Source organism: Paraburkholderia sp. J8-2 (assembly GCF_905220195.1).
Taxonomy (GTDB): domain Bacteria; phylum Pseudomonadota; class Gammaproteobacteria; order Burkholderiales; family Burkholderiaceae; genus Paraburkholderia.
The window spans coordinates 95,387-119,776 of record NZ_CAJMZA010000016.1; the positions used below are offsets into that span (position 1 = coordinate 95,387).

A 24,390-nucleotide genomic window follows, 5' to 3' on the forward strand; every position below is an offset into this window, starting at 1 on the left:
GCGGCGCAGCAAGGCAATGCGCGCAAAAGGAGCCACGCAGTGCGGGGAAAAGCAGATCGGGAAGATGCGGCGCGAGGCGCGATTGACGATATCGGCGAGCGGCCGTTGCGCTATCTGGCCGAAATTGCGGTGGCGGGCGGCGTGCGCATGGCCGCCGAGGCGCTGGGCGTCAACGCATCGGTCATCAGCCGCCAGGTGGCGGCGCTGGAGCGGCGGCTGCGCTTTTCGCTGATCGAGCGGCGCGGGCGCAACGTGGCCGTGACCGAGATCGGTCAGGTGCTCGTGGATCACTATCGCGACGGCCAGCGCCGCCAGCGCGATCTGGCCGCGCGGCTGGAGGAGTACCGGCACCTGAGGCGCGGGCGCGTGGCGCTGGGCGTGGGCGAGGGCTTCATCGGCAATCTGATCGCGCGGGCGCTGCAGCGGTTTTCGATGACCTACCCCGACATTCTCGTGGAGATCCGCTCGGGGCCGACGCCGGTCGTGCTCTCGCTCGTGCGCGACGACGTGGTCGATATCGGCCTCTGCACGCGCACCTCCGACGACCCCGCCATGCGCATTCATCCGTTTGCGTCGCGGCCGCTTTGCGCGCTCGTCGCGCCCTCGCACCGCTTTGCGAAGTTGCAGAAGGTGGCGCCCGCCGAACTCGCCGGCGAGCGACTGATCTTCATGACCGAGTCGTTCGGCGTGCAGCACTTCGTGCAGTCGCTGTTCGACGACGCGCGCCTGAATGTGATGCCCGCCTATCGCGTGGATCTTTTCAATACGGCGCAGACGCTCGCGGCCGCCGGGCTCGGTGTGGCATTCATGTCGTCGATCACGGCGCGCCGCGGCATCGATCTGGGCGAACTGGTGGCCGTGCCGATCGATCATCCGATTGCAGCGGGCTTTTCAAGCCAGATGGTCACGCGCGTGGGCCGCAGGCTCTCGCCCGCGGCGGATCACCTGAGGAAGCAGCTTGCGCAGAGTTTTCTGGAGTCGGCGGAGAAGTAACGGCGTGTCGTTGCGTGCGCAACGGATCGGGTCGGTAGCGGCTCGGTTGCCGATCTATTATTCCTGCGCCGAAGGCGCATCCCCAATCCTCAACACCGCGTCGCGCTTGGCTAGCAAATGCTGCCGCAAGATCGCTGCGAGCCGCTTGCCGTCGCGCGCGTCGAGCGCTTCGAGCATTTCGCCGTGCTCATGAATCGCGCGATCCCACTTCGGGGTCTCGAAGTTCGAGCGAAACCGCAGCGCCTGCAAGCGGCGATTCACGGCGATATACGTTTGCCGCAGCGCCGAATTGCGCGCCGCTTCATTGATCTTGTCGTGAATCGCCTGATTGCGGCTGTAGTAACCGGCCAGGTCGTTCTGCGCGCGGCAGGCGAGCATGGCGTAGTGCAGCGCCTTGATCTCGGCGATCTCGGCCGCGGTGATCCGCTCGCAAGCCAGTTCGCCTGAAAACGCTTCGAGTCCGCTCATGAGTTCAAAGGTCTCGCGCAGTTCCGCCTCCGACATCGTCGAGACCGAGGCGCCGCGATTCGGCGAAATCTCGATCAAGCCTTCGGACGCGAGCACCTTCAGCGCTTCGCGCAACGGCGTGCGCGAAATGCCCAGGGTTTCGCACAGTTCGCGTTCATTGAGCTTGCGGCCGGGCTCGAGCACGCCTTCCACGATGAACCGCCGCAGATGATCGACGACGGTGTCATGGAGTTGCTGGCGCGGAATAGGCGGCAGTTCCGGGCTAACGGCGACGGGGTTCAGGTTCGGGTTTTGCATGCAAAAGGCATTTCCATCGATTTTCAGCGAATTCTAGCCCAAGGACAGGACCCCAAAGAAGCACGCCGTGATTGGGGTAAACCACGTCGGAATTCTCTGTCTACGTAAGGGCTGACTGGATTATAGTTTTTTGCATGCAAAATTCAAAAACAGGAGCGATTGCATGTTGAAGCTCGATTTCCATCCCGCTGGTCGTCACTTCCTGCAGATTCCCGGCCCGAGCCCGGTGCCTGATCGCATCCTGCGCGCGATGAGCTATCCGACCATCGACCATCGTGGCCCCGAGTTCGGCGTGCTCGGACTCAAGGTGCTGGACGGCATCAAGAAGATCTTCAAGACCCAGCAGCCGGTGGTCATCTACCCGGCCTCGGGCACCGGCGCCTGGGAGGCCGCGCTCACCAACACGCTGAGCCCCGGCGACACGGTGCTGATGTATGAAACGGGTCATTTCGCGACGTTATGGAAGCAGATGGCCGAGCGCCTCGGTCTGAAGCCGGAGTTTCTCGGCCTGCCTGGCATTGAAGGCTGGCGGCGCGGCGTGCAGCCGGACCTGATCGAAAAGCGTCTGCGTGAGGATGCGCAGCACGCCATCAAGGCCGTTTGCGTGGTGCACAACGAGACCTCGACCGGCGTGACCTCCGACATCGCCGCAGTGCGCCGCGCAATCGATGCCGCCGGGCATCCGGCGCTGCTGCTCGTCGACACGATTTCTGGCCTCGCGAGCGCGGACTACCGGCACGACGAGTGGGGCGTGGACGTGACCGTCTCCGGCTCGCAGAAGGGCCTCATGCTGCCGCCGGGCATCAGCTTCAATGCGGTTTCGGCGAAGGCGCTGGCAGCCAGCGAGCAGGCAAAGCTGCCGCGCAGCTTCTGGGGCTGGACCGAGATCATCGAGATGAACAAGAGCGGCTACTGGCCGTACACGCCCAACACGAACCTGCTCTACGGCCTTTCCGAAGCGCTCGACATGCTGCAGGACGAAGGGCTCGACAACGTGTTCGCGCGGCATCAGCGTCTTGGCGAGGCGTGCCGGCGCGCGGTGCGCGCGTGGGGCCTCGAGATCCAGTGCGCCGACCCCGCCGTCTACAGCCCGGTGCTCACGGGCGTGATGATGCCCGAAGGCGTGGACGCGGATGCGGTTCGCAAGATCATCTACGAGCGCTTCGATCTTTCGCTCGGCACGGGCCTTGGCAAGGTCAAGGGGCGCATGTTCCGCATCGGGCACCTGGGCGACTGCAACGATCTCACGCTGCTGGCCGCGTTGGCCGGCTGCGAGATGGGCCTGCGCATTGCGAGCGTGCCCTTGAAGGACAGCGGCCTGCCGGCGGCGATGGAATATCTGGCGGCGCAGCCCAATGTGGTTTCGCTGAAAGCAGCCTGAAGCAGGCGTTTTTCTCACATAAGACGCACATGCCGCGCACGGGGCGCGGCATGACAGGCTGATTTCCTATGTTGTCCCAGGTTGTTCCCATGCCGGACGCCCCTGCAAGAAGGGCGAAGCGGCCGATAGAACCAGCAACGGAGACAGACGATGAAACGGTATCGATTGACGAGCGCGAGCAGCATCGTGCTGATCATGCTCTGCATCATGTACTTCATCACCTACCTCGATCGTGTGAACGTGAGCACGGCGGCGGCGGGCTTCGGCAAGGAGTTCCAGCTATCGCACACCGAAGTAGGGCTGGTTTTTTCGGCGTTTGCGTATCCGTATCTGCTGTTTCAGATCATTGGCGGCTGGGTGAGCGACCGCTTCGGCGCGCGCCGCACGCTGCTTTTCTGCGGCGCTGTGTGGGGCGTGGCCACGGTGCTCACGGGCATGGCGGGCGGCCTCGCCTCACTGCTCGCCGCGCGTCTTTTGCTCGGTTTCGGTGAGGGCGCAACGTTTCCCGCCTCGACCTCGGCCATGTCGCGCTGGGTCGCAAAAGAGCGGCGCGGCTTCGCGCAGGGCATCACGCACTCCGCGTCGCGCGTCGGCAATGCGGTGGCGCCCGCAGTCGTGGTGCTCGTGATGGCGCGCTACGGCTGGCGCGAATCGTTCTATGTCTGCGGCGCGCTCAGCCTGCTGTGGGTGGTGGTGTGGGCGTTCACGTTCACCGAGCACCCGAAGGATCACCCGCGCATTACCGAGGCCGAACTCGCCATTCTGCCGCCGCCCAAGCCGCGCGTGACTGGCCTGCCGTGGATGGCGCTCTTCAAGCGCATGATTCCGGTGACGATCGTCTACTTCTGCTACGGCTGGACGCTGTGGCTTTTCCTGAGCTGGATTCCGCAATACTTCCTGCACAACTATCACCTGCAGCTGGGCAAGTCGGCGATCTTCGCCTCGGTGGTGTTCCTCGCGGGCGTGGTGGGCGACACGCTCGGCGGCCTCGTGACCGACTGGCTCCTCAAGCGTACCGGCAACCTCAAGCGCGCGCGCAGCTGGATGGTCTCGGTATGCATGCTCATCACGTTGATCGTGCTGGTGCCGCTGATGTTCGTGCACGATCCCGTTATTTCGATGACATGCCTCGCGGCGGGTTTCTTCTTCGCCGAAATGACCATCGGCCCGATGTGGGCGATCCCCATGGACATCGCACCGGAATTCTCCGGAACGGCGAGCGGCATGATGAACACGGGCTCGGCATTGGCCGCGATCATCTCGCCCGTGGTGGGCGGCTTTCTGATCGACCACTTCGGCAACTGGGATCTGCCGTTCGTGGGCAGCATGGTGCTGATGGGGTGCGGCGTGATTCTCGCGTTCCGCATGCAGCCCGAGAGCCGCTTCGAGCTGGGCAAGCAGGCTGAAGCGCCCACAGGTTCTCATCAGGGAGTGTGACCGGCAATGGAAGGCGCACGCACCTCTGGCATGCTGGTCAAGCCGATTCATCTGGTTCCCTCGAGCGCGGGCCATGGCTCGCCGCTCGCGCGTCGCCTGCGCGAAGCCGTGCGCGGCGACGTGTTCTTCGACGCCGCGAGCCGCGGCCGCTACGCAACCGACGCCTCGATCTACCAGATCACGCCCATTGGCGTGGTGGTGCCGCGCGATCAGCACGACCTGCGCGCCGCGCTGGAAGTGGCGCGCATCGAGCATGCGCCGGTGCTGGCGCGTGGCGCGGGTACGAGCCAGTGCGGCCAGACGGTGGGCGAAGCGCTCGTGATCGACACGTCGAAGTGGCTCAACAACATCGTCGATTTCGATGCCGAAGCGCGTACGGTAACAGTCGAGCCGGGCGTCGTGCTCGATCATCTGAATGCCTGGCTCAAGCCGCACGGGCTGTGGTTTCCCGTAGACGTTTCGACGGCCGCGCAGTGCACGATCGGCGGCATGGCGGGCAACAATTCGTGCGGCTCGCGCTCGATCGAGTACGGCAACATGGTGCACAACGTGCTCGGCATCGACGCGATTCTCGCGGACGGCAGCGAGGCCCGTTTCCAGTCGTTGAAGAAGCCGCAGGAAGGCGCGCGCCTCGCGGCGCTGCTTGAAGGCGTGCAGCGCATCGCCACGCGCGAACGCGGCGAGATTGCCGAACGCATACCGAAGGTGTTGCGCCGCGTGGCCGGCTACAACATCGACCTGTTCGACTGCCAGAACCCGCTCGCCTATACCGACGACGGCGTGGCGAATCTCGCGCATCTGCTCGTAGGCTCCGAAGGCACGCTCGCCTTCAGCCGGCAGATCACGCTGCAGCTCGCGCCGCTGCCCGCGCACAAAACGCTGGGCGTAGTGAGCTTTCCGACCTTCTGGCAGGCGATGGACTCCGCGCAGCATATCGTCAAGCTCAAGCCGACTGCGGTGGAACTGGTCGATCGCACGATGATCGAACTCGCGCTTGGCAACCCCGGCTTCAAGCCGGTGATCGAAAAGGCGCTGGTGGGCAGGCCCGATGCGATCCTGCTGGTCGAATTCGCCGGCGACAATCGTGACGATCAGGTGCGCCGCCTCGATGGTCTGGTCGAACTGATGGGCGACCTCGGCCTGCCGGACTCGGTTGTGAAGATGACCGACGCGAACGAGCAAAAGGCGCTGTGGGAAGTGCGCAAGGCCGGCCTGAACATCATGATGAGCATGAAGGGCGACGGCAAGCCGGTCTCGTTCATCGAAGACTGCGCGGTGCCGCTCGAACATCTCGCGGAGTACACGAGCCGCTTGACCGAAATCTTTCATCAGCACGGCACCGAGGGCACATGGTACGCGCACGCGAGCGTCGGCACGCTGCACGTGCGCCCGATTCTCGACATGCGCCGCGACGGCGCGGCGAAAATGCGCGCGATAGGCGAAGCGGCCGCCGAACTCGTGCGCGAGTACAAGGGCGCGTTTTCGGGCGAGCACGGCGACGGCCTGTGCCGCGGCGAATGGATTGCCTGGCAGTACGGACCGAAGATCAACCAGGCGTTCACGGAGATCAAGCAGCTATTCGACCCCGAGAATCGCTTCAATCCCGACAAGATCGTGCGCCCGCCGAAGATGGACGACGCAAAGCTGTTCCGCTTCGCGCCGGGATATCGTGAGCGCCAGATGCGGCCGATGCTCGACTGGTCGGCGTGGGACGCGAAGCGCGATCCGCTAACGGGCGTTGAAACGCCGCCCGGCAGCGGCGACGACTTGACTGGCGGCCTCGCGAAAGCCGTGGAGATGTGCAACAACAACGGCCACTGCCGCAAGTTCGACGCGGGCACGATGTGCCCGAGCTATCGCGTGACGAAAGACGAGAAGCACGTGACACGCGGCCGCGCGAACACGTTGCGGCTCGCAATCTCGGGGCAGTTGGGCGAGGACGGGCTCGCGAGCGACGAAGTCAAGGACACGCTCGACCTGTGCGTGTCGTGCAAGGGCTGCAAGCGCGACTGCCCGACCGGCGTGGACATGGCGAAGCTGAAGATCGAGGCGCGCGCGGCGTGGAATACGAAGCACGGCCTGAAGCTGCGCGAGAAGATGATCGCGTTCTTGCCGCGCTATGCGCGTCGTGCAGCGAAAGTGGGCGGCCTGGCGGCGGCCGGCGAGCGCATTCCTTTGGTCAATGCATGGGTGAAGCGCGCGCTCGGTCTCGCGCCGCAACGCTCGCTGCCGCAGTTCAGGCGGTCATTCCTTGCGGAGGTTGCAGCCACAAAGCCGGATGCTGCAGCGGCCACCAAAGAGGTCGTGCTGTTCGTCGATACCTTCAACGACAACTTCGAGCCGGAAAACGCGCGCGCCGCGCAACGGGTGCTCGAAGCGGCCGGCTATTTCGTGCACTACAACGTGCGTGGCGAAGAACGTCCGCTGTGCTGTGGCCGCACGTTCCTCGCAGCGGGTCTGGTGGACGAGGCGAAGCGCGAGGCGCGGCGGCTACTCGATATGCTCATGCCGTTCGTCGCGCGTGGCGTTTCGATTGTCGGGCTCGAACCCTCGTGCCTGCTCTCGATGCGCGACGAGTTCCTGCAATACGGCTACGGCGACGAGGCTCGCGAACTTTCGGCCGCGGCATTCCTGTTCGAAGAATTCCTCGTGCGCGAGAAAGGCGCTGGCCGATTCGATCTGGCCTTGCATCCGCTCGCCGCGCCGCGTGCGTGGGTGCACGGCCACTGTCACCAGAAAGCGTTCGACGCCTTCCGGCCCGTGCTCACTGTGCTGGGCTGGATTCCGGGGCTGGACGTCAAGCCGATCGAATCGTCATGCTGCGGCATGGCGGGGAGCTTCGGCTACGAAGCGGAGCACTACGAAGCCTCGCTGGCGATGGCCGAACTTTCGTTGTTGCCCGCAGTGCGCCAAGCGGATCGCGCCGACCTCGTCGTGGCGGATGGCACGAGTTGCCGCCACCAGATCCACGACGGCGCGAACGCCACGGCGCTGCACGTGGCGAGAGTGCTGGAAATGGCGATTAGCTAACTTGCGAGTGTGCTCGTGCCATGGCGCGAGCACGCGGCATCTACGGCGTGCAGCATCTTGCCGAAGAATGCATCGGCGAATTGCGAGTCGAGCCAGCGCACGATCAGCGCGATTTTGCGCTCGGGCTCGATCCACATGAAGGAGCTGCCCGCGCCTACGCCAAAATAACTCGACTCGGGCACGCTCGGAAACACGCGCCGCTCTGTATTGAGCCACACCAGCGAGCCATAGAACGGCGCGAGCGGGCAGGGCGTGCGCATGCGCGCGATCCATTCGCTCGAAAGCACGCGGCGGCCCGAGGCCATGCCATCGTCGAGCAGCATCTGCGCGACCTTCAACTGATCGTTGGCGCTCACCGACATGCCGCCGCCCCAATGCGAGCCGCCGGGCACCGATTGCACCCGTTTGCCGCCCAGATCGATCCATGCGTCGTCGTAGCCGACCCATTGCCAGTTCTCGCTTGCGCCAACGGGCCGCATGATCGTCTCGCGAAATACTTCGGGTAACGAACGACCGAACAGATGCAGCAGCGCGAGCGCGAGCTGGTTGATGCGCACGTCGTTATATTCCCAATACGTGCCGGGCGCTTGCAACGGGCGCAAATCGCCTTTCTTCCCGTTGGGCGGCTCGCCGAAGGTGACGGCGCGATAGTGATCGGCCTGATCGGCAAGGCCGAAGCACTTGCCTTGCCACTCGCTCGTCTGTTGCAGCAGGTGCGTCCACGTCACGGTCGCATTGTGGTCGTCGTCGAAGCCGATGCCGGGCACGCGCACGCGTACAGGCTCATCGGGATCGGGCAAGAGGCCCTGATCGTGGGCGACGCCCGCAAGTAACGCCAGATACGTCTTCGCAATGCTGAAGGTCAGGTCCGGCCGATCAGGTTCGCCCCATTGCGCGAGCGGGCGGCCATCCACGGCAATGGCGCCGGACACAGGGCCGCGGTCGTGGATGGGGCCGAGCAAGCGGTTCCACGGCGGCGGGTCGTTCACGTGCACGCCGAAGTTGCCATCGGCGTGGCGGTCCCATGCCGATTCGTGATCGACGGAAAACTGAATGGCGTCCTGAACTTCTTGCGGCAAATCGTGTGACATACGTGCGTATTTCCCTTTCGTGTTCCTGTATGGCGCCGGTTCAACGGGCGCCCAGCTGTATGCGCGCCCAGATCAGCGTAGCGAGGCTCAACACGGCGGCGAACATCAGCCAGAGTCCCGGCGCGAGATTATTGCCCGTCGCCGCAATGAGCGAGGCCACGGCCAGCGGCGTGAAGCCGCCGAACACGGTCGTGCCGACGTTGTAGGCGAGCGCCATGCCCGTGGTGCGCGTGCGGGTGGGGAAGAAGCTTGCCATGAGCGCCGGAATCGAGGCGAAATACACGACCTTCAGCACCGCGACCCAGATCACGGCGGCCAGCAGCGTGGAGAGCGACGGATACGCGTTGATGAGCATGAACGCCGGATAGACGGTGAGCAGGAACAGCACGCCCGCCACGAACATGATGCGCGTGCGGCCCACCTTGTCCGACCAGTGGCCCACAATGGGTGTGAGCACGATGGCGATCAGGCCGGCCACGAGCGTGGCGATAAAGCCCGACGAAGGCGCGAGGCCGAGCTGGCGCGCGGCATACGTCGGCATATAGAGGAGCACGTACTGCGCCGACGTCGTCAGTATCAGCACGCCGATCGACGCAATCACTTGTGCCTTTTGCGTGGCGAACAATTCGCGCACGGGCGACTCGGCTTTCTCGACGCGCTCGAATTCGGGCGTTTCGTCCATGCGTTTGCGGATATAGAGACCCACGGGCCCAATTAGCACACCGAACAGGAATGGAACGCGCCAGCCCCAGCTTTCGAGCTGCGGCTGCGTGAGCGCGCCCGTGAGCACGGCGCCGAACAACGAGACGAGCAGCGTGCTCGCACCCTGGCTCGAGAACTGCCAGCTCGACATGAAGCCGCTGCGCTGCGGCGCGTGCTCGACCAGGAAGGCGGTCGAACTGCCGAACTCGCCGCCGGCCGAAAAGCCTTGCAGAAGGCGCGACGCAAAAATGCCGATGGGCGCGAGTATGCCGATCGTCGCGTAGGTGGGCATGAGCGCGACCATGCCGGTGCCGATCGTCATCATCGCAATGGAGAGCGTGAGCGACGCCTTGCGGCCCTTACGGTCGCTGTACGAGCCGAGCACGAGCGCGCCGAACGGCCGCGCGAGGTATGAGAGCGCGAATGTGCCGAGTGTCAGCAGCAACGATATCGTCGCGTTGTGAACGGGGAAGAAGAGCTTGGAGAGCGTCGTGGCGAAGTAGCCATACGCGAGCAGGTCGTAGAACTCGAGCGCGTTGCCGATCGAAGTCGCGATGATGAGCCGCGAGACGTTCTTGCCCGAAGTGCTTCGCGTGGGCTCCGACCAGGGCTCGCTGCCGTGATGCGCGGGAAGGGAATCGATGCTCATTGCGACGTCCTCATGCAAGCGTTGTTGGATGCGGTGCGGGGTTGGACGCACCGGCTTCTCTTGCGCCGAGGTCCCAGAAAAGGCCAGCCATGATGCGCAGCCCGTCGCGCACGACCGGGCCGAGCAGGTGCTCGTTCGGTGCGTGCTGCGAGCAGCCTGGATACGAATGCGGCACCCACAGCGTGGGCATGCCGAGCACGTCGGCGAATACGTCGTTGGGGAGCGTCCCGCCCAGGTTCGGCAACAGCACGGGTTCGGCTCCCGTGGTTTCGCGCAGCGAGCGCAGCGCCCATTGCACCCACGCGTTGTCGGGATCGACACGCGTGGCCGGCGCGCCGCGCTCCACGTCGAGTTCGATCATGCCGAAGCCGTGCGCGTCGAGGTGCGCGCGCACGATGCGTTCGAGGTTTTGCCAGTCCGTGCCGACGACGAAGCGAATCTGCATGTAAGCGATCGCGTGCGGCGGAATTGCGTTCACGGGCTTTTCGGGGTTGCCGGTGCGAAACGCGAGCACTTCGAGATTGTTCCAGCCGAACACGCGCTCGGTGGACGTGAGGCCCGGCTCGCCGTAGTCGCGATCGACCTCGGGCTCACCCGGATTGCCGCCCACACGAATATCGGCAAGCGCGCGGCGTACGGATTCCGGAATGGGGGGCGGGCGCAGACCTTCTACGAGAATCTTGCCGTTCGCGTCGACCATCGAGGCGATCGCGTTTGCGAGCACGACGCCCGGATTGCGCAGGAGGCCGCCCCAGTTGCCCGAATGGTGGCCACCTTCACGCAGCGTCAGTTCGAGCTTGAAATTGACGAGGCCGCGCGAGCCGAGAAAGATCGTCGGGCGGTGCGCGCTCAGGCGCGGGCCGTCGGAGGCGATCAGCACGTCGGCGGCGAGTTCGTCGCGTAGGTGCGTGCACAGTTCGTGCAGGCCCGGCGAGCCGACTTCTTCGCCCGTTTCGAACAGCAGCTTGAGGTTGAAGCCGAGCTTGCCGCCGCGCGCGTCGAGCACGGCCTTGAGCGCCGCGAGATTGATGCTGTGCTGGCCTTTGTTGTCGGCGGTGCCACGGCCGTACCAGCGCTCGCCGTCGACGGTCACGTCCCACGGCGTGAGGCCCGTGCGCCATTGCGCGTCGTAGCCGCGCACCACGTCGCCGTGGCCGTAGCTGAGCACGGTGGGCAGCGCATCGTCTTCGTGGCGATGCGCAATCAGGAACGGGCCCGCGCCTTGGGCGGGATTCTCGACGACACGGCAGGTGAAACCCCAATCGACAAGGAGCGGCGTGAGTTCCTCGTCCAGATAGCCGCGCAGGCGCTCGCCGCTTTCCGGCTCCTGGCTCTCGGTGCGATACGCCACGCGGCGGCGCAGATCGTTCAGGAAGTGGCCTGAATCGTATTGACCGGCTGCGGTTTGAATAGCGGTGTCACGGGTCAACTCACGTCCCCCTGTTTTTAAGGCCGTCGAGCGATCCTGCAGTCGCCGATATTTCTTCACAATTACAATATTTGTGATTTATCTTTGCCGAAACGGCAAAGCGAACGAGACCGCGCTCATCGACATGGACAACACCGCACTGCGCTATTTTCTGGAAGTGGCCCGCAGCGGCTCGCTGAGCAAGGCGTCCGAACGGCTTTACGTGGCCGTTTCGGCGCTCAGCCGCCAGATCAGCCGGCTCGAAGAGGAACTCGGCACGCCGTTATTCGAGCGGCGGCCGCGTGGCATGGTGCTGAGCGAGGCGGGGCGCATGCTCGCCGAGCACGCGCGGCGCAGCCTGCTCGAAACGGATCGCGTGGTCGGCGAGATTCGGGGCTTAAGCGAGGGTGGCCGCGCGACCATACGCGTTGCGAGTTCCGAAGGCCTCGCGCCGGATTTTCTGCCCCAGGTTTTCGCGCACTTCCTCCGGACCTGGCCGCAAACGCATTTTCAGCTGGACGTGTCGGCGCCTTCTGTTGCAACGCAGCGCGTGAGAGAAGGTACGGCCGATATCGCGCTGTGCTTCAGCCTCGCGCCGGAGAAAGAAATTGCCGTGCACTATTCGCAGCGCGCACCGATATTTGCGCTCATGCGGCACGATCATCCGCTGGCGGCGCGCGAGTCGCTTTCGTTGCGCGACTTGATGCCGTGGCCGGTTGCCATGAACAACCAGGGCGTAACGATCCGCCAGCTCATCGACATTGCGTGCAGCCTCGAAGGGTTGATCTTCGAGCCGGTGTTCGTCAGCAACTATCATGTCGCACTGCAAAGATTCGTACGCCTGACCGATGCCGTGACGTTCACCGGTTTTCTAACCGTGCGCGGCCGTCTCGAGGTGGAGGGTCTTGCCGCCGTGACGCTCTCGAACCCGGAGTTGCATCAGCGCACACTGCAGATCCAGACGATGGCGGGCCGCACGCTGCCGCAGACCATGCAGGCTTTTCTCGACCTGCTCACGCGCGCGATAGACGACGAGGATCTCGCCTGCGGGTGATTTCGCTTAATTCGTGAGCCCGGCGGTAAGCCGCGCGGCGAGCCTGCGCATGCCGGCGAAAACGGCGTCGGCGACGTCTTCCGGAAAACCGGCGGGAATCTGCGCCGAGACGGCTTCGATCACGCGCGGCGTTTGCGCCGCCACCTGCGCGAGCATCGCTTCGACTTCCGGCGCTGCGTATCCCACGCGCTGGCCTTGCGCGATCCAGTGCCGGGGATAGATCTCCTCGACGCGATAGTGCCGGTTGCGCCCGCGCACGGCCATCGCGAGGCTCACGCGCTGCGGCGCAATATGATTGCGGCCCCGGCCGACGACAGGATGCGCGCTGAGCACGTCGTAGAGCGGCGTAGCGGCGTACTCGCTGCCGGGCAGCAGTGCGATGCTGTAGTTCTTCGCGTGGCCGTCCGTTGCCGCGAGCAGCCAGAAGACGATTTGCGTGACGAAGAAGTGGCGGCGGTCGGCCGTGGCCTGCGCGGAGCCGTCCAGCACTTGCATGATCGCGTCGATGCCCGGGCCGCCGTCGGTTTCGTATTTGGCGAGCCCGGACGTGCCCGTGGCCTGGCACAGGTCCTCCTGCGGCAGGCGCACGATCCATTTGCCGTCGCTGGCAAGACGCCGGTCGAATCGCTCCACGACCAATGCCTTCATATCCTCGAATTGCGCGATTTCGCAGGGCGCGACGGGCAAGCCGTAGGCCGCGATGATTTGCGTGCACAGCCACTCGTTTTCCACCGAGGTACGCATGTCGGCGCGCATGTTGCCGACGAGCCCGAGCGGCAGCTTCAGGATATGCGTGGTCGGCGTGCTGCCTTCGGGAAGCAGCCACTGGCCGCCATGCCATAGCAGCGCGGTCTTTTCCTGCGCCCCGGCGATGGAAAGCCGCAGGCTGTCCACGGAGTCGTGCTCGCCCGCGTGCGGCGTGGCGGTGGTTTCGCGCAGCAGTTGTGCGATGTCGCCTTCGCTCAGCGCTCGCCCCTTGATGCTCCTGAGGCTCGCGGGCGCAACGCCAGCGGGGAGAATCTGCAGCGCGCCCACGCAATCGCGGCCGAGCGCGGCGAGCAACTCGAACGGCGAGGTGCCGCCCGTCTGGTAGCGCGCGGCGATACGCCTGCGAATGCGGTCGCTGTCCGGCAGCAGATTGTCGAAATAGTCCGCGACGATCTGGCCGCGGTAGGGCTGGTTGCCGGGCGTGAACGGCAGCGAGAGCGAGAGGGGGCGGCCTTGCGGGTCGTCGAGCCAGCTGTCGAGATACACGAGGCGCTCGTTGCCGCGCGCGCTCTCCCAGGAGCCCACGGGCAGGCCGTTCATCCACAGGTCGAGCCGGTTGGGTAGACGCGGGCGTGCGCTCACCAGTTCTCCCTCGGTTTGCGGCGCGTGGCGGACTGGCGCGGCGGGGCTCCGGCTGCCTGCGTGGTGCGGGTGCGCGTGCTTTCCCGGGTGCTTTTGCGAGTGCTTTTGCGGGCGGCCGGCGGCTTGGCCGCGCTCGGCATCCTGGCTGTGGCCGCGGGAGCTTTGGCCGGGCGGGGCGCGGCTTTCGCCGCGACCGGCGCAGCCTTGGCTTCGGGCGCGCCGAACTTGATTTCGACGTCGACGAGCCGCAGAACCCGAACGAGCCGCTCGACGCTCGCCGCTTCGGGATTCGCCTCGAACGCGGCATAGCTTTGCTGCGAGATGCCGAGCCGCGCGGCCATGTCTTTCTGGGTGAGGCCGGCTTTCTTGCGGAAGCCGACGAGAATCGGGCGCAGTTGACTCAGGGTCTTGAGAGGGTAGTCCACGGCAACTCCGGGCGGCTAGATGCGGATGCAAACGGAAGCAACGGCCGATGCAAACGGAAACGCGCGGCGCAGTGGAATACAGTCTATACGTTGTAAAGAAAAAATACAAACCATAGGCTGTAATTTGAAAATACAGCCTGTAGGTTGTATCTGGTGCCAGGAGAGTGCGGCAGCGGGTGAGTGACGACGATCAGGTTGCCATGCAAAGCTGCAACTAACTGTCCGGCGCGCCGTGATCCCGCCCAGCCGCTTCGCGGCCAGGGCGGTCTGCCTTCAGGTTATCGAGCCGGTTCTCCAGCATGCACAGCAGACCGGGCGCCTGCTTAGCCCTCGGCGCCTTGCATCGGCTCGCCAAGCACGAACGGTCCGCCCTGATACTGCTGCGCGACGTCGCCAGGCTCGGCGTTCGGCGCGGTCGCCGGGAAGCGCTCGGCATACGCCGCCGAGCTGTCGCGCGGCCGGTAGCCGAGGAAACCCGCCTTGCCGTTGTCCCACCAGCTTGCCGGGTTGTCCGACACGCCATACACGACAGCGTGGCCCACGCGGTTGGTGAACAACGAGCAGCGCACGAGTTCGATGAAGTCGCGATAGCTCAGGAACGTGACGAGCATGCGCGCGTTCTTCGGTTCTTCGAACGACGAACCAATGCGCAGACATACCGTTTCCATGCCGAAGCGATCGAAGTAATAGCGCGACAGCGATTCGCCGAAGCATTTCGTCACGCCGTACAAGCTGTCCGGCCGGTGCGCGGCGTCGGTATCGAGCACGCTCGTGACCGGATGGAAGCCCGTGACGTGATTGGAGCTCGCGTAGACGATGCGCTTGATGCCGTGCTTGCGCGCGGCTTCGTAAAGGTTGTACGTGCCGCGAATGTTGGCTTCGAGCAGGTCGTCGAATGGCGCGTCGATGGAAATGCCGCCCAGGTGCACGATCGCATCCACGCCTTCCACAAGCTGCATGACCGCCTCGCGATCCGAGAGGTCGACGCAGTGCGTTTCCTCGTGCGCTGCCGCCTCGCCCAGTTCCGTGATGTCGCTCACGCGAACGACGGCGGCCCAGTTCGCGAGCGCGCCGCGCAACTGACGGCCCAGATTGCCGCCCGCGCCGGTAAGAAGAAGGCGGCCGAACGGTTTGGCGGAAATTGAGTGTTGCGACATCAGGGCTCCCTGGGAATTATTTTGATATTGATGGACGCATGGAAAACGTTTTCCGAATATAGCCACCGGCAATCGTAGCGTCAATGGAGGAATACCTGCTCCGAATACGGGGTTCACCCCAGGTCCGTTTCTGCGACAATGCTCGCCGTCGATCATCCCTGGCGCTGCCAACCTATGAAAAGTGGTTCCCCGACGATTCGCGATGTCGCCGCGATGGCCGGCGTCTCGGTCGCGACGGTATCGAAGTACGTGAACGGCACGCAACGCTTTTCGCCGGCGGTGGAAGCGAAGGTCAAGGACGCCATCGAGGTGCTCGGCTACCGCTCCAATCCGCTTGCGCGCTCAATGATCACGGGGCGCACGCGCACCATCGGCGTTGCCATTCTGGACATCGCGAACCCGCACTTCACGAACGTGGTCAAGGGCGCGAACCGCGTCGCGCTTCAGCACGACTACACGCTGCTTCTCGTGGACGCCGAAGAAAATCTCGCGCGCGAGCGCTCGCTCATCGAAGCGCTTTCGCCGCGCGTGGACGGCCTGATCGTCAGCTCGCGCGCGTCCGAAGAGATCGCCAGGTGGACGATGAATCTGGGTAAGCCGGTCGTCATGCTCAGGACCGTGCGCGGCCTCGACATTCCCACCGTCGGCTTCGACAACCGGCTCGCGACTTCCATGATGGTGCGTCATTTGCTCAACCTCGGGCACCGCCACGTTGCGTATCTCGGGTTCGCCGCGGCGACCATCAACGACGAACGGATTGCCGGCGCAACCGAGGCGCTGGCCGAAGCCGGCCTCACGCTCGACGTGTACGAGACCCACGCGCCGACCGCCCAGGCAGGCGAGCAAGCCTGCTCGCGGGTGATGCTGGGCCCGAAGCGTCCGCAGGCGGTGATCTGCTACAACGACCTCATCGCGCTTGGCTTCATGAAGGAAGCGAAGTCACTCGGCTTTCGCATACCGCAGGATGTCTCGGTCGCCGGCATCGACAACGTGCCCTATGGCGAATACGTGGAGCCGCGCCTGACCACGATCGACGGGCAAAGCGAGCGTATGGGCGAACTGGCCATGCAAAAGCTCATCGACGTCCTTGCCGGCCGCGCGGATGTCGAGCAGGTCGTGCTCGAACCCCGCCTCGTTGTGCGCGACTCGACCGCCCCCTGCCGCTGATTCCCTGATCTGCGAAGTACCCGCTCGCTGGCCGTTCTTCAACGGCCGGCGGCCTCGTCACGTGTGCCCAGGGCACGCACTTTCGTACTGCCGCTCCGCGTAACTACCTACTAGCCATTTCGAAAGGAACGCATTAAATTTAAGAAAACGTTTTCCCGAAGTGACACATAAAGAACAAAAGGAGATCGGAGAATGCCGGAGAATACGCGCCGTTTGAAGTGCGCCGTCGTCGGGGTGGCGATTGCAGGTGCTGCGCCTGCCTTTGCGCAAAGCAGTGTCACGCTCTACGGTATCGTCGATACGGGCATCGGCTGGCAGTCGAGTCAAACGACGCTCGGTTCGACCTCGGGCGGCCGTTCGGCGGTCAAGATGATCAACGGCGTGTGGGCCGGCAGCCGCTTCGGCCTGAAGGGCGCCGAAGACCTGGGCGGCGGCACGAAGGCCATTTTCCAGCTCGAGCAAGGCTTCAACAGCGCAACCGGCGCGCAATCAACGAGCGGGCTCATGTTCAGCCGGCAAGCGTTCGTGGGGGTGACCAATCCCACCTACGGTTCGCTCACGGCGGGCCGCCAGTACGCTTCGTACTACCAGATGCTTTCGCCGTACAGCCCGACCACGTGGCTCACCGGTTTCTACGGCGCGCATCCGGGCGATCTCGACGGTCTCGACACGATCTATCGCGCCAATAACACGCTGTTGTACACATCGCCGAAGATCTACGGCTTCACGGTGAGCGGTTCGTACTCGCTCGCTGGCGTCCCCGGCAGCGTGACGCAAGGCTCGACCTGGACCGCCGCGGCGCAGTACGCCATGGGGCCGTTCGGCATGGCGGTGGGCTTCTCGCGCATCAACAACTCGAACGTGAACGGCGGCGCCTTCGGTGCCGATACGACCACGTCCAACGCGGGCGCGCAGCCCGGCATTTCCGCCGTCACCTACGGCTACCAGTCGGCGCGCGCACAGCAGCGCTTCGCCGTGGGCGCGGGCTATACGTTCAACAGCCAGTTCGATCTCACCGCGACTTACTCGAATGTGCAGTACATCCCCGGCGTGGGATCGGGCTTCCACGACACCGCGATCTTCAATACGGGCGGCGTCGTCCTGCACTGGAAGCCGGCTCCGACGTGGGACTTCGCGACGGGCTACAGCTATACGCGCGCAACGCGAGCCAACGGCATCACGAGCAGCGCGCAATACCAGCAGTTCAATCTCTCGGAGTACTACACGCTTTCCAAGCGCACGGGACTTTACGCGTTGCAGGCTTTTCAGCGTGCAAACGGCAAGACCCTCACGCCGGCGGGCAACGGTACCCAAATCATCAACGCGACCGCGACGATTGGCGATGGCTTCCAGACCACGCCGTCTTCGTCACGCAGCATGGTCGCTGTAGGTGCAGGCATCATCCACCGGTTCTGAGACACCCGGTTGGCCAGCTAATCAGCCCAAACACGGCTTGAAAACAACTCTTCCATTCTTGGGGCAAGCGATGAAAAAAACCTTTCGCAACGCACGCACTGCACGCACCGCAAAGACCGCAATGACGGTTCTGGCAGCGGCTCTCGCACTGACCGCCGGCGCCGCGCACGCGCGCGTGTTCCGCGTAGCCGATGTGCACAGCGACACCTTCCCGACCAACATGGCGATCAAGCACATGGGCGAAGAGATTTCGCAGGCCACGGGCGGCAAGGACTCCGTCAAGGTGTTCGGCAACAGCGCGCTCGGTTCGGAAAACGACACGATCGATCAGGTGCGCATTGGCGCGCTCGACATGGTTCGCGCCAATGGCGCCGCGTTCAACGAGATCGTGCCGGAGTCGATGATTCCGTCGCTGCCGTTCCTCTTTCGCGACATCGACCATTTCCGCAAGGTGATGTACGGCCCCGAAGGCCAGAAGATTCTCGACGCGTTCAAGGCCAAGGGCATGATCGCGCTGACGTTCTACGAGAGCGGCGCGCGTTCGATCTACGCGAAGCGCCCGATCAAGTCGCCGGCCGACATGAAAGGCCTGAAGGTGCGCGTGCAGCCGTCCGACCTGATGGTCGACGAAATCAAGGCCATGGGCGGCACGCCCACGCCGATGCCGTTCGCCGAAGTCTATACGGGCCTGAAGACGGGCCTCGTGGATGCGGCTGAAAACAACCTGCCGTCGTACGAGGAAACCAAGCACTACGAAGTGGCGCAGGTGTATTCCGAAACGGATCACGCCATGACGCCGGAAGTGCTCGTGTTCTCGAAGAAGGTATGGGACACGCTCACGCCGCAGGAGCAGGACGTCATCAAGAAGGCGGCGGCCGACTCGGTGCCGTACTACGTGAAGCTCTGGACGGCGCGCGAAGACACGGCGGGCAAGACGGTGCAAAAGGGCGGCGCGACCATTGTTCCGGCTACGCAGGTCGATCGTGCAGCGTTCGTGAAGGCCATGCAGCCTGTGTGGGCGAAGTATGAAAAGACGCCCGAAATGAAGCAGATCGTGGACGAGATCCAGGCGATTCACTAAAGCCCGGGGCTCCGCGCCGCGAGCGGCGCGGAGCCGGAAAACCGCAGTTGTGAAGTCTGTACCGTGCAAGGGTGGATCATGACCTTCCTGAAACTCCCCAACGATTTACTGTTTCGCCTGCTGACGATCGTCGCCTCGGTTGCGCTCGCCGCGCTAACGGTGCTCGTCTTTTACGGCGTGATCATGCGCTACGTGTTCGAAAGCGCGCCCGATTTCGTGGAGCCGGTCGCGTTGCTGCTGGTGGTGACCATCGCCATGTTCGGCGCCGCGCTCAAGGTGCGCGAGCGCGGGCATATCGGGCTCGATTCGCTCGTCAAGAAGCTTTCCCCACGGTGGCAGCTGATCGCAGAAGCGTTTCAGCATGTCTGCCTGATCGCGCTTGGCGGGGCGATTTTCTTCGGCTGCCTGCAAATGGCGGAAACAACCATGGACGACCATATCGCGATTCTCGGCGTGCCGGAAGCGGTGCGCTACGTCATTCCGGTCGTGGCCGGCACCTGCATCGTGCTGTTTTCGCTCGAGCATTTGTTGGCGCTGTTCGTACGCAAGGCAAAGTAGGGCAAACATGGAACTCGCAATTCTTTCGCTCAGCTTCTTGGTGCTCCTCGCCTTTGGGGTGCCGGTTTCTTTCTCGCTCGGTCTCGCCTGCGTCAGCACGTACCTTTACGAAGGACTGCCGGCCGCGACTGCCATGCAGTCGATGATCTCGGGCATGAACGCGTTCTCGTTTCTCGCCGTGCCGTTCTTCATCTTCTCCGGCGAGTTGATGCTGCACGGCGGTATTGCCGACCGCATTCTGCGCTTCGCCCAGGCCGCCGTGGGGCACTTCCGCGGTGGCCTCGGCATGGCCAATGTCGTTGCGTGCACGCTCTTCGGCGGCGTTTCCGGCTCGCCTTCGGCGGATACGTCGGCCATGGGCGGCGTGGTCATTCCGCTCATGAAGCGCGAAGGCTATAGCGCCGCCTATGCGGTCAACGTGACGACGCACTCGTCGCTCGCCGGCGCGTTGATGCCGACTTCGACGAACATGATCATCTACGCATTCGCGGCGCAAGGCATTACGGGCACGCTGAATGGTCAGCAGATGAGCGGCGTGTCGATTGGCGACCTGCTGTTCTCGGGCCTGCTGCCGGTGTTGTGGGTCATGGGTTTCGTGCTGATCGCCGCGTACTGGCAGGCGCGCCGCTTTGGCTATCCGCTCAGCGCGGACGGCAAGACCAAACTGCAGGTGTTCCCCGGCTGGCTCGCCGTGGTGCGAGCGTTCCTCGGCGCGCTGCCTGGCTTGCTCGTGATCGCGATCATTCTCTTCTGCGTGGCGCGGGGCATTGCGACCGCGACGGAAGCGGCCGCGATTGCCGTGGTGTATTCGCTCGCGCTCACCGTGGTCGTGTATCGCACGATGACGAAAGAGAAGCTGTTCTTCGCCCTCTCGCGCGCGGCCAAGACCACGGGCGTGGTGCTGCTGCTGATCGCGGTGTCGAACATGCTGCGCTACCAGATGGCGTATCTGGAGATTCCGGAAGCCATTGAGCGCGTGCTCGAACATGCCACGACGCTTCCCTGGCTGATGCTTCTGTACATCAACATCATCCAGGTGTTTCTGGGCACGTTCATCGACATGGCGGCGCACATCCTCATCACGACGCCGCTGTTCCTGCCGCTCGCCATGCATAGCGGCGTGGGTCCGGTGCAGTTCGGCATCATGATCCTGCTGAACTGCGCGCTGGGCCTCGTGCATCCGCCAATCGGCTCGGTGCAGTTCATCGGCTGCGCAATCGGCGACGTGTCGATCGGGGAGACGACCAAGGTCGCGTGGCCATACTATCTGGCGATTTTCAGCGCGATCAATCTGGTCACCTACTTTCCGTTCTTCTCCACGTGGCTGCCTAGCGTGATCAACGGGCATCCGGTCTTCTAAAGCGACGGGCACAAGCAAAACGAAGCGGGCACCTCGAGTGCCCGCTTCGCTTTTCTGCGCCGCTAGCGCATCACGCCACGCGTATCACCACCTTGCCGAAATGCTTGCCGGCTTCGAGCCACGCGTAAGCTTCGGGCGCCTCATCGAAACCGAATACGCGATCCACCACGGGGCGAATCTGCTGTGCGCCGATAAAACGCGTGAGGTCGTCTAGCATCGTGCGGCTGCCGACCATGAGGCCGTGCAGCCGCTTGAAGCCGCCGATCACCGGAAGCAGGCCGAGTTCGGGGCCCGCGAAACTCGTCACGCCGCCGATGATCGAAACGAGCCCGCCCATCTTCGCGGCGGCCACCGAGCGCGGCAGCGTATCGCGGCCGCCCACCTCCACGACGATATCCGCGCCTTCGCCGCCTGTGAGCTTCAGCACGTCGTTCTGCCATTCGGGGTGCGAACGATAATTGATCGTCTCGCTCGCGCCAAGCGAGCGCGCGCGCTCGAGCTTCTCGTCGCTCGACGAAGTGACGATGGTCCGCAAGCCCGCCGCGTGGGCGAGCTGCAGCGCCCAGATCGACACGCCGCCGGTGCCGAGCAGCACCACGGTCGCGCCGGGCTTCGCCTCGCCATCGACGAAGATCGCGTTCCAGGCCGTGATGCCTGCGCACGAGATCGTCGCGGCCTCCTCGTAGCTCAGGCGCGCGGGAATCGAAACGAGCGAGGTTTCGTCAGCGACGAAGCGTTCGGCCAGCACGCCGTCGAATTGCGCGCCGGGCGTCTCGCGCACTTTCGAGGGCGTGGGCGCGCCGTCCACCCAATGCGGGAAGTAGGTGTTGATCACGCGGTCGCCGGCTTTGAAGCGCGTGACCGCCGCGCCGACTTCGACCACTTCGCCGGCGCCGTCGGCAACCGGCACGAGCGCCGCGTCGCCGAGCCCCAGGTAATCGCCGCGCGCGAACATCAAATCGCGATAGTTGAGCGAAGCCGCGTGAATCTTCACGACCACGTCATGCGGGCCGGGCGCGCGCGGCGTGAAGTCGGTGCGCGCGAGTGCGCCATGGCCGCTGCCGGCCTTGAGTTTCCATGCGTTCATGACTGCTCCAGTACGAGTGGGAACACCTATGATAGTGTTGCTTGTGTGGCGACATTGGTGAGATTTTTGACCTTCGTTGTTGCCGAAAGGGATACAAAGGAGTCAGCGTAATGGATGATCGTCTGAGCGGCGTGGCCGAATTCGTGGACGTGGTGGACGCGGGCAGTTTCTCTGCCGCGGGCGAGCGCCTTGGCGTGACGCGCTCCGCTGTCGCGAAGATCGTGGCGCGGCTCGAGCAGCGCCTGGGCGTGCGTCTGCTGCACCGGACCACGCGCAGTTTGAGCCTCACCGACGAAGGCCACGCGTACTACGAGCAGTGCCGCCGCGTGCTGAGCGAGCTGAGCGCGGTGGAAGCCGCCTTCGACCACGGGCGGCGCGAGCCTTCGGGGCGCTTGCGGATCAGCGCACCGGTGCTGTTCGGGCGTCAGTGCGTCGCCCCCGTGGTGCGGCGGCTCGTGGAGGACTATCCGCGTCTGAATGTCGAACTTTCGTTTAGCGATCGCGTGGCCGATCTCGTCGAGGACGGCTTCGATCTGGCCGTACGCATCGGCACGCTGCCCGATAACGGCACGCTCGTCGCGCGTAGGCTCGGCGTGCAGCGCATGGGCATCTGCGCGTCGCCTGCGTATCTCGCGCGGCACGGCAAGCCCGCGGACGTCGCCGCGCTCGCCACGCATACCGGCATCGCGTATGGCCGCGCCGGGCAGAGTCCGCCGTGGCGCGTGCGCGGCCCCCGCGGCGAAGTCGAGGAGTGCCGGCTCGCGTCGCGGCTGTACTTCGACGACCTGCTGGCGATTGCCGATGCGGCGGCCGCCGGCGCCGGTGTCGCGTGGCTGCCGTGCTGGCTTATGGCGCCGTACTTGAGCGACGGACGGCTCGAACTCGTGATGGACAGCAAGAGCGTGCTGGGCGGCGAAGTTCACGTCGTGCGGCAGAAGGCGCGGCACGTGCCGTCGAAGGTGCGCGTGGCCGTGGACGCGCTCGTCGCGGATATCTCGCGCATGCTCGGCGCCGAACAGGAGCACGTGGATTTCACCCACAAGCTCGCCCACCTGGACGCAAGTTGACGAAATTTCATCAAGGTTTCCGTTGAGCGCGACCGGCGCGCCGCTTATGTTTGATCCCAGAAAGACGTTGCTGCTCGAAGCACGGACAACCGGATCAAGGAGACATCGGTGTCGAACACGGAAACCAGCGCAAGCGGAGCCGGTCGTGACGCGTACAGGCTGATCGGCGGAGCAGGGGAAGCGGCGCGCGCCGCGGGGCTCGTCAATGCCGAGTGGTACAAGTGCCCGGTGCCGCGCGCCACGATGAAAGCGCTCATGCAGCGCGGCGACGCCCGCGCCATGCGCGACACGTTAATCTGGTACGCGGCCATCGTCGCGAGCGGCGTGCTCGCATGGTTCGCGTGGCACGCCCATTCGCTGTGGGCGATTCCCGCGTTCTTCCTCTACGGCACGCTCTATTGCAGCCCCGCCGATTCGCGCTGGCACGAATGCGGACACGGCACGGCGTTCAAGACGCGCTGGATGAACACCGTGGTCTACCAGCTCGCCTCGTTCCAGGTGTTCCGCCGCCCGACCGTCACGCGCTGGACCCATGCGCGCCACCATACCGACACGCTCGTCGTCGGCCGCGACCCCGAGATCGCCGCGCCGCGCCCCACCGACTGGGCCGCGCTGCTGCTCAACGTTTTCGCGATCAAGCATGTGGCGGGCGAAGTGCCGAAGATCGTCGCGTGCGCGTTTGGCCGGATCGGTGCGGAAGAAAGGACCTATGTGCCCGCTTCCGAGTGGCCGAAGGTCGTGCGCGAAGCACGGCTCACGCTGCTCGTCTATGCGATGGTGATCGGCGCGTGCATCGCGCTGCGCTCGCCGCTGCCGCTCCTCTATATCGGTCTGCCGAGCCTGTACGGCGCGTGGCTCTATCTCTACTTCGGGCTCACACAGCACGCGGGGTTGCCCGAGAACGTGCTCGACCATCGCAAGAACTGCCGCACGGTCATGATGAATCCCGTGTTCCGCTTTCTCTACTGGAACATGAACTATCACGTCGAGCACCACATGTTTCCGATGGTGCCGTTCCACGCGTTGCCGCGACTGCATGAGGTCGTCAAGCCCGACATGCCGCCTTCATACAGCAGCACGATCGCGGCTTACGCGGAGATCTTGCCCGCGCTCGTACGCCAGACTCGCGATCCCTCATATCACGTGAAGCGGCCTGTGCCGGGCGCCGAGTGGAACGCATTCAAGCAGCCGGAAACGGTGTGAAAACCGGGG

General features: G+C 64.5%; 20 protein-coding genes. 12 read left to right on the forward strand and 8 right to left on the reverse strand.

Annotation, left to right across the window (positions count from 1 at the left end; all coding sequences use genetic code 11):
- Window positions 1-39 precede the first annotated feature (39 nt).
- Window positions 40-993, forward strand: a complete 954-nt coding sequence (locus U5A52_RS27965; protein WP_321936967.1) for a LysR family transcriptional regulator — start codon at window positions 40-42, stop codon at window positions 991-993.
- Window positions 994-1,050: 57 nt separating this feature from the next.
- Here the strand turns inward: U5A52_RS27965 and U5A52_RS27970 are convergent, their stop codons facing one another.
- A complete protein-coding gene (locus U5A52_RS27970) occupies window positions 1,051-1,758 on the reverse strand; it encodes a GntR family transcriptional regulator (RefSeq protein WP_321936968.1) in 708 nt (235 codons plus the stop codon).
- A 163-nt stretch (window positions 1,759-1,921) separates the two neighbouring features.
- Here U5A52_RS27970 and U5A52_RS27975 point away from each other — a divergent pair, with 163 nt between their 5' ends.
- From U5A52_RS27975 to U5A52_RS27985, 3 genes are all read left to right on the forward strand, one after another.
- Window positions 1,922-3,139 carry a pyridoxal-phosphate-dependent aminotransferase family protein gene (locus U5A52_RS27975; RefSeq protein WP_321936969.1) on the forward strand — a complete coding sequence of 406 codons (1,218 nt, stop codon included), beginning with the start codon at window positions 1,922-1,924 and terminating at the stop codon, window positions 3,137-3,139.
- A gap of 150 nt (window positions 3,140-3,289) precedes the next feature.
- Window positions 3,290-4,576, forward strand: a complete 1,287-nt coding sequence (locus U5A52_RS27980) for an MFS transporter (protein WP_321936970.1) — start codon at window positions 3,290-3,292, stop codon at window positions 4,574-4,576.
- A gap of 6 nt (window positions 4,577-4,582) precedes the next feature.
- Complete coding sequence (locus U5A52_RS27985) at window positions 4,583-7,606, forward strand: FAD-binding and (Fe-S)-binding domain-containing protein (RefSeq protein ID WP_321936973.1); 3,024 nt, start codon at window positions 4,583-4,585, stop codon at window positions 7,604-7,606.
- Here U5A52_RS27985 and U5A52_RS27990 read toward each other — a convergent pair.
- From U5A52_RS27990 to U5A52_RS28000, 3 genes are read right to left on the reverse strand one after another with little or no spacing between them, the layout of a single operon-like run.
- Window positions 7,603-8,697, reverse strand: a complete 1,095-nt coding sequence (locus tag U5A52_RS27990; protein WP_321936974.1) for a serine hydrolase domain-containing protein — start codon at window positions 8,695-8,697, stop codon at window positions 7,603-7,605. The two genes, U5A52_RS27985 and U5A52_RS27990, sit on opposite strands and share 4 nt — an antisense overlap.
- A 40-nt stretch (window positions 8,698-8,737) precedes the next feature.
- On the reverse strand, window positions 8,738-10,048 hold the full coding sequence (locus tag U5A52_RS27995) for an MFS transporter (RefSeq protein WP_321913290.1): 1,311 nt from the start codon (window positions 10,046-10,048) through the stop codon (window positions 8,738-8,740).
- Between the two features lie 10 nt (window positions 10,049-10,058).
- The gene (locus U5A52_RS28000) at window positions 10,059-11,477 is read right to left on the reverse strand and encodes a M20 family metallopeptidase (RefSeq protein WP_321913291.1); all 1,419 of its coding nucleotides are present in this window, start codon (window positions 11,475-11,477) and stop codon (window positions 10,059-10,061) included.
- A gap of 124 nt (window positions 11,478-11,601) precedes the next feature.
- Between U5A52_RS28000 and U5A52_RS28005 the strand changes: the two genes are divergently transcribed.
- Window positions 11,602-12,510 (forward strand): LysR family transcriptional regulator, encoded by a 909-nt coding sequence (locus U5A52_RS28005; RefSeq protein ID WP_321936976.1) that lies wholly within the window; start codon window positions 11,602-11,604, stop codon window positions 12,508-12,510.
- 6 nt (window positions 12,511-12,516) lie between these two features.
- Here U5A52_RS28005 and U5A52_RS28010 read toward each other — a convergent pair whose 3' ends face one another.
- The 3 genes from U5A52_RS28010 to U5A52_RS28020 all read right to left on the reverse strand — a co-directional run bounded on the left by U5A52_RS28010 (window position 12,517) and on the right by U5A52_RS28020 (window position 15,442).
- On the reverse strand, window positions 12,517-13,860 hold the full coding sequence (locus tag U5A52_RS28010) for a type II toxin-antitoxin system HipA family toxin (RefSeq protein WP_415764026.1): 1,344 nt from the start codon (window positions 13,858-13,860) through the stop codon (window positions 12,517-12,519).
- Window positions 13,857-14,285 carry a helix-turn-helix transcriptional regulator gene (locus U5A52_RS28015; RefSeq protein WP_321936978.1) on the reverse strand — a complete coding sequence of 143 codons (429 nt, stop codon included), beginning with the start codon at window positions 14,283-14,285 and terminating at the stop codon, window positions 13,857-13,859. Before U5A52_RS28015 ends, U5A52_RS28010 begins: the two co-directional genes overlap by 4 nt.
- A gap of 323 nt (window positions 14,286-14,608) precedes the next feature.
- On the reverse strand, window positions 14,609-15,442 hold the full coding sequence (locus U5A52_RS28020; RefSeq protein WP_321936980.1) for an NAD(P)-dependent oxidoreductase: 834 nt from the start codon (window positions 15,440-15,442) through the stop codon (window positions 14,609-14,611).
- A gap of 174 nt (window positions 15,443-15,616) precedes the next feature.
- Between U5A52_RS28020 and U5A52_RS28025 the strand changes: the two genes are divergently transcribed.
- The 5 genes from U5A52_RS28025 to U5A52_RS28045 all read left to right on the forward strand — a co-directional run bounded on the left by U5A52_RS28025 (window position 15,617) and on the right by U5A52_RS28045 (window position 21,024).
- Window positions 15,617-16,609, forward strand: a complete 993-nt coding sequence (locus U5A52_RS28025; protein ID WP_321913295.1) for a LacI family DNA-binding transcriptional regulator — start codon at window positions 15,617-15,619, stop codon at window positions 16,607-16,609.
- A 192-nt stretch (window positions 16,610-16,801) separates the two neighbouring features.
- Window positions 16,802-18,025 (forward strand): porin, encoded by a 1,224-nt coding sequence (locus U5A52_RS28030; RefSeq protein ID WP_321913296.1) that lies wholly within the window; start codon window positions 16,802-16,804, stop codon window positions 18,023-18,025.
- A gap of 70 nt (window positions 18,026-18,095) precedes the next feature.
- On the forward strand, window positions 18,096-19,106 hold the full coding sequence (locus U5A52_RS28035) for a TRAP transporter substrate-binding protein (protein ID WP_321913297.1): 1,011 nt from the start codon (window positions 18,096-18,098) through the stop codon (window positions 19,104-19,106).
- A gap of 78 nt (window positions 19,107-19,184) precedes the next feature.
- Entirely contained in the window at window positions 19,185-19,664 is a 480-nt protein-coding gene (locus U5A52_RS28040; protein ID WP_321936982.1) for a TRAP transporter small permease, read from the forward strand.
- Window positions 19,665-19,671: 7 nt separating this feature from the next.
- Window positions 19,672-21,024: a TRAP transporter large permease gene (locus tag U5A52_RS28045; protein ID WP_321913299.1), complete on the forward strand. Its 1,353-nt coding sequence runs from the start codon at window positions 19,672-19,674 to the stop codon at window positions 21,022-21,024.
- A gap of 70 nt (window positions 21,025-21,094) precedes the next feature.
- Here the strand turns inward: U5A52_RS28045 and U5A52_RS28050 are convergent, their stop codons facing one another.
- A complete protein-coding gene (locus U5A52_RS28050; protein ID WP_321936984.1) occupies window positions 21,095-22,111 on the reverse strand; it encodes an NAD(P)-dependent alcohol dehydrogenase in 1,017 nt (338 codons plus the stop codon).
- Window positions 22,112-22,221: 110 nt separating this feature from the next.
- Here U5A52_RS28050 and U5A52_RS28055 point away from each other — a divergent pair, with 110 nt between their 5' ends.
- Together U5A52_RS28055 and U5A52_RS28060 are read left to right on the forward strand one after the other, a co-directional pair.
- Window positions 22,222-23,178, forward strand: coding sequence for a LysR family transcriptional regulator (locus U5A52_RS28055; protein ID WP_321936986.1), 957 nt, complete (start codon window positions 22,222-22,224; stop codon window positions 23,176-23,178).
- A gap of 108 nt (window positions 23,179-23,286) precedes the next feature.
- A complete protein-coding gene (locus U5A52_RS28060) occupies window positions 23,287-24,381 on the forward strand; it encodes a fatty acid desaturase family protein (RefSeq protein ID WP_321936988.1) in 1,095 nt (364 codons plus the stop codon).
- The last annotated feature ends 9 nt before the right edge of the window (window positions 24,382-24,390 follow it).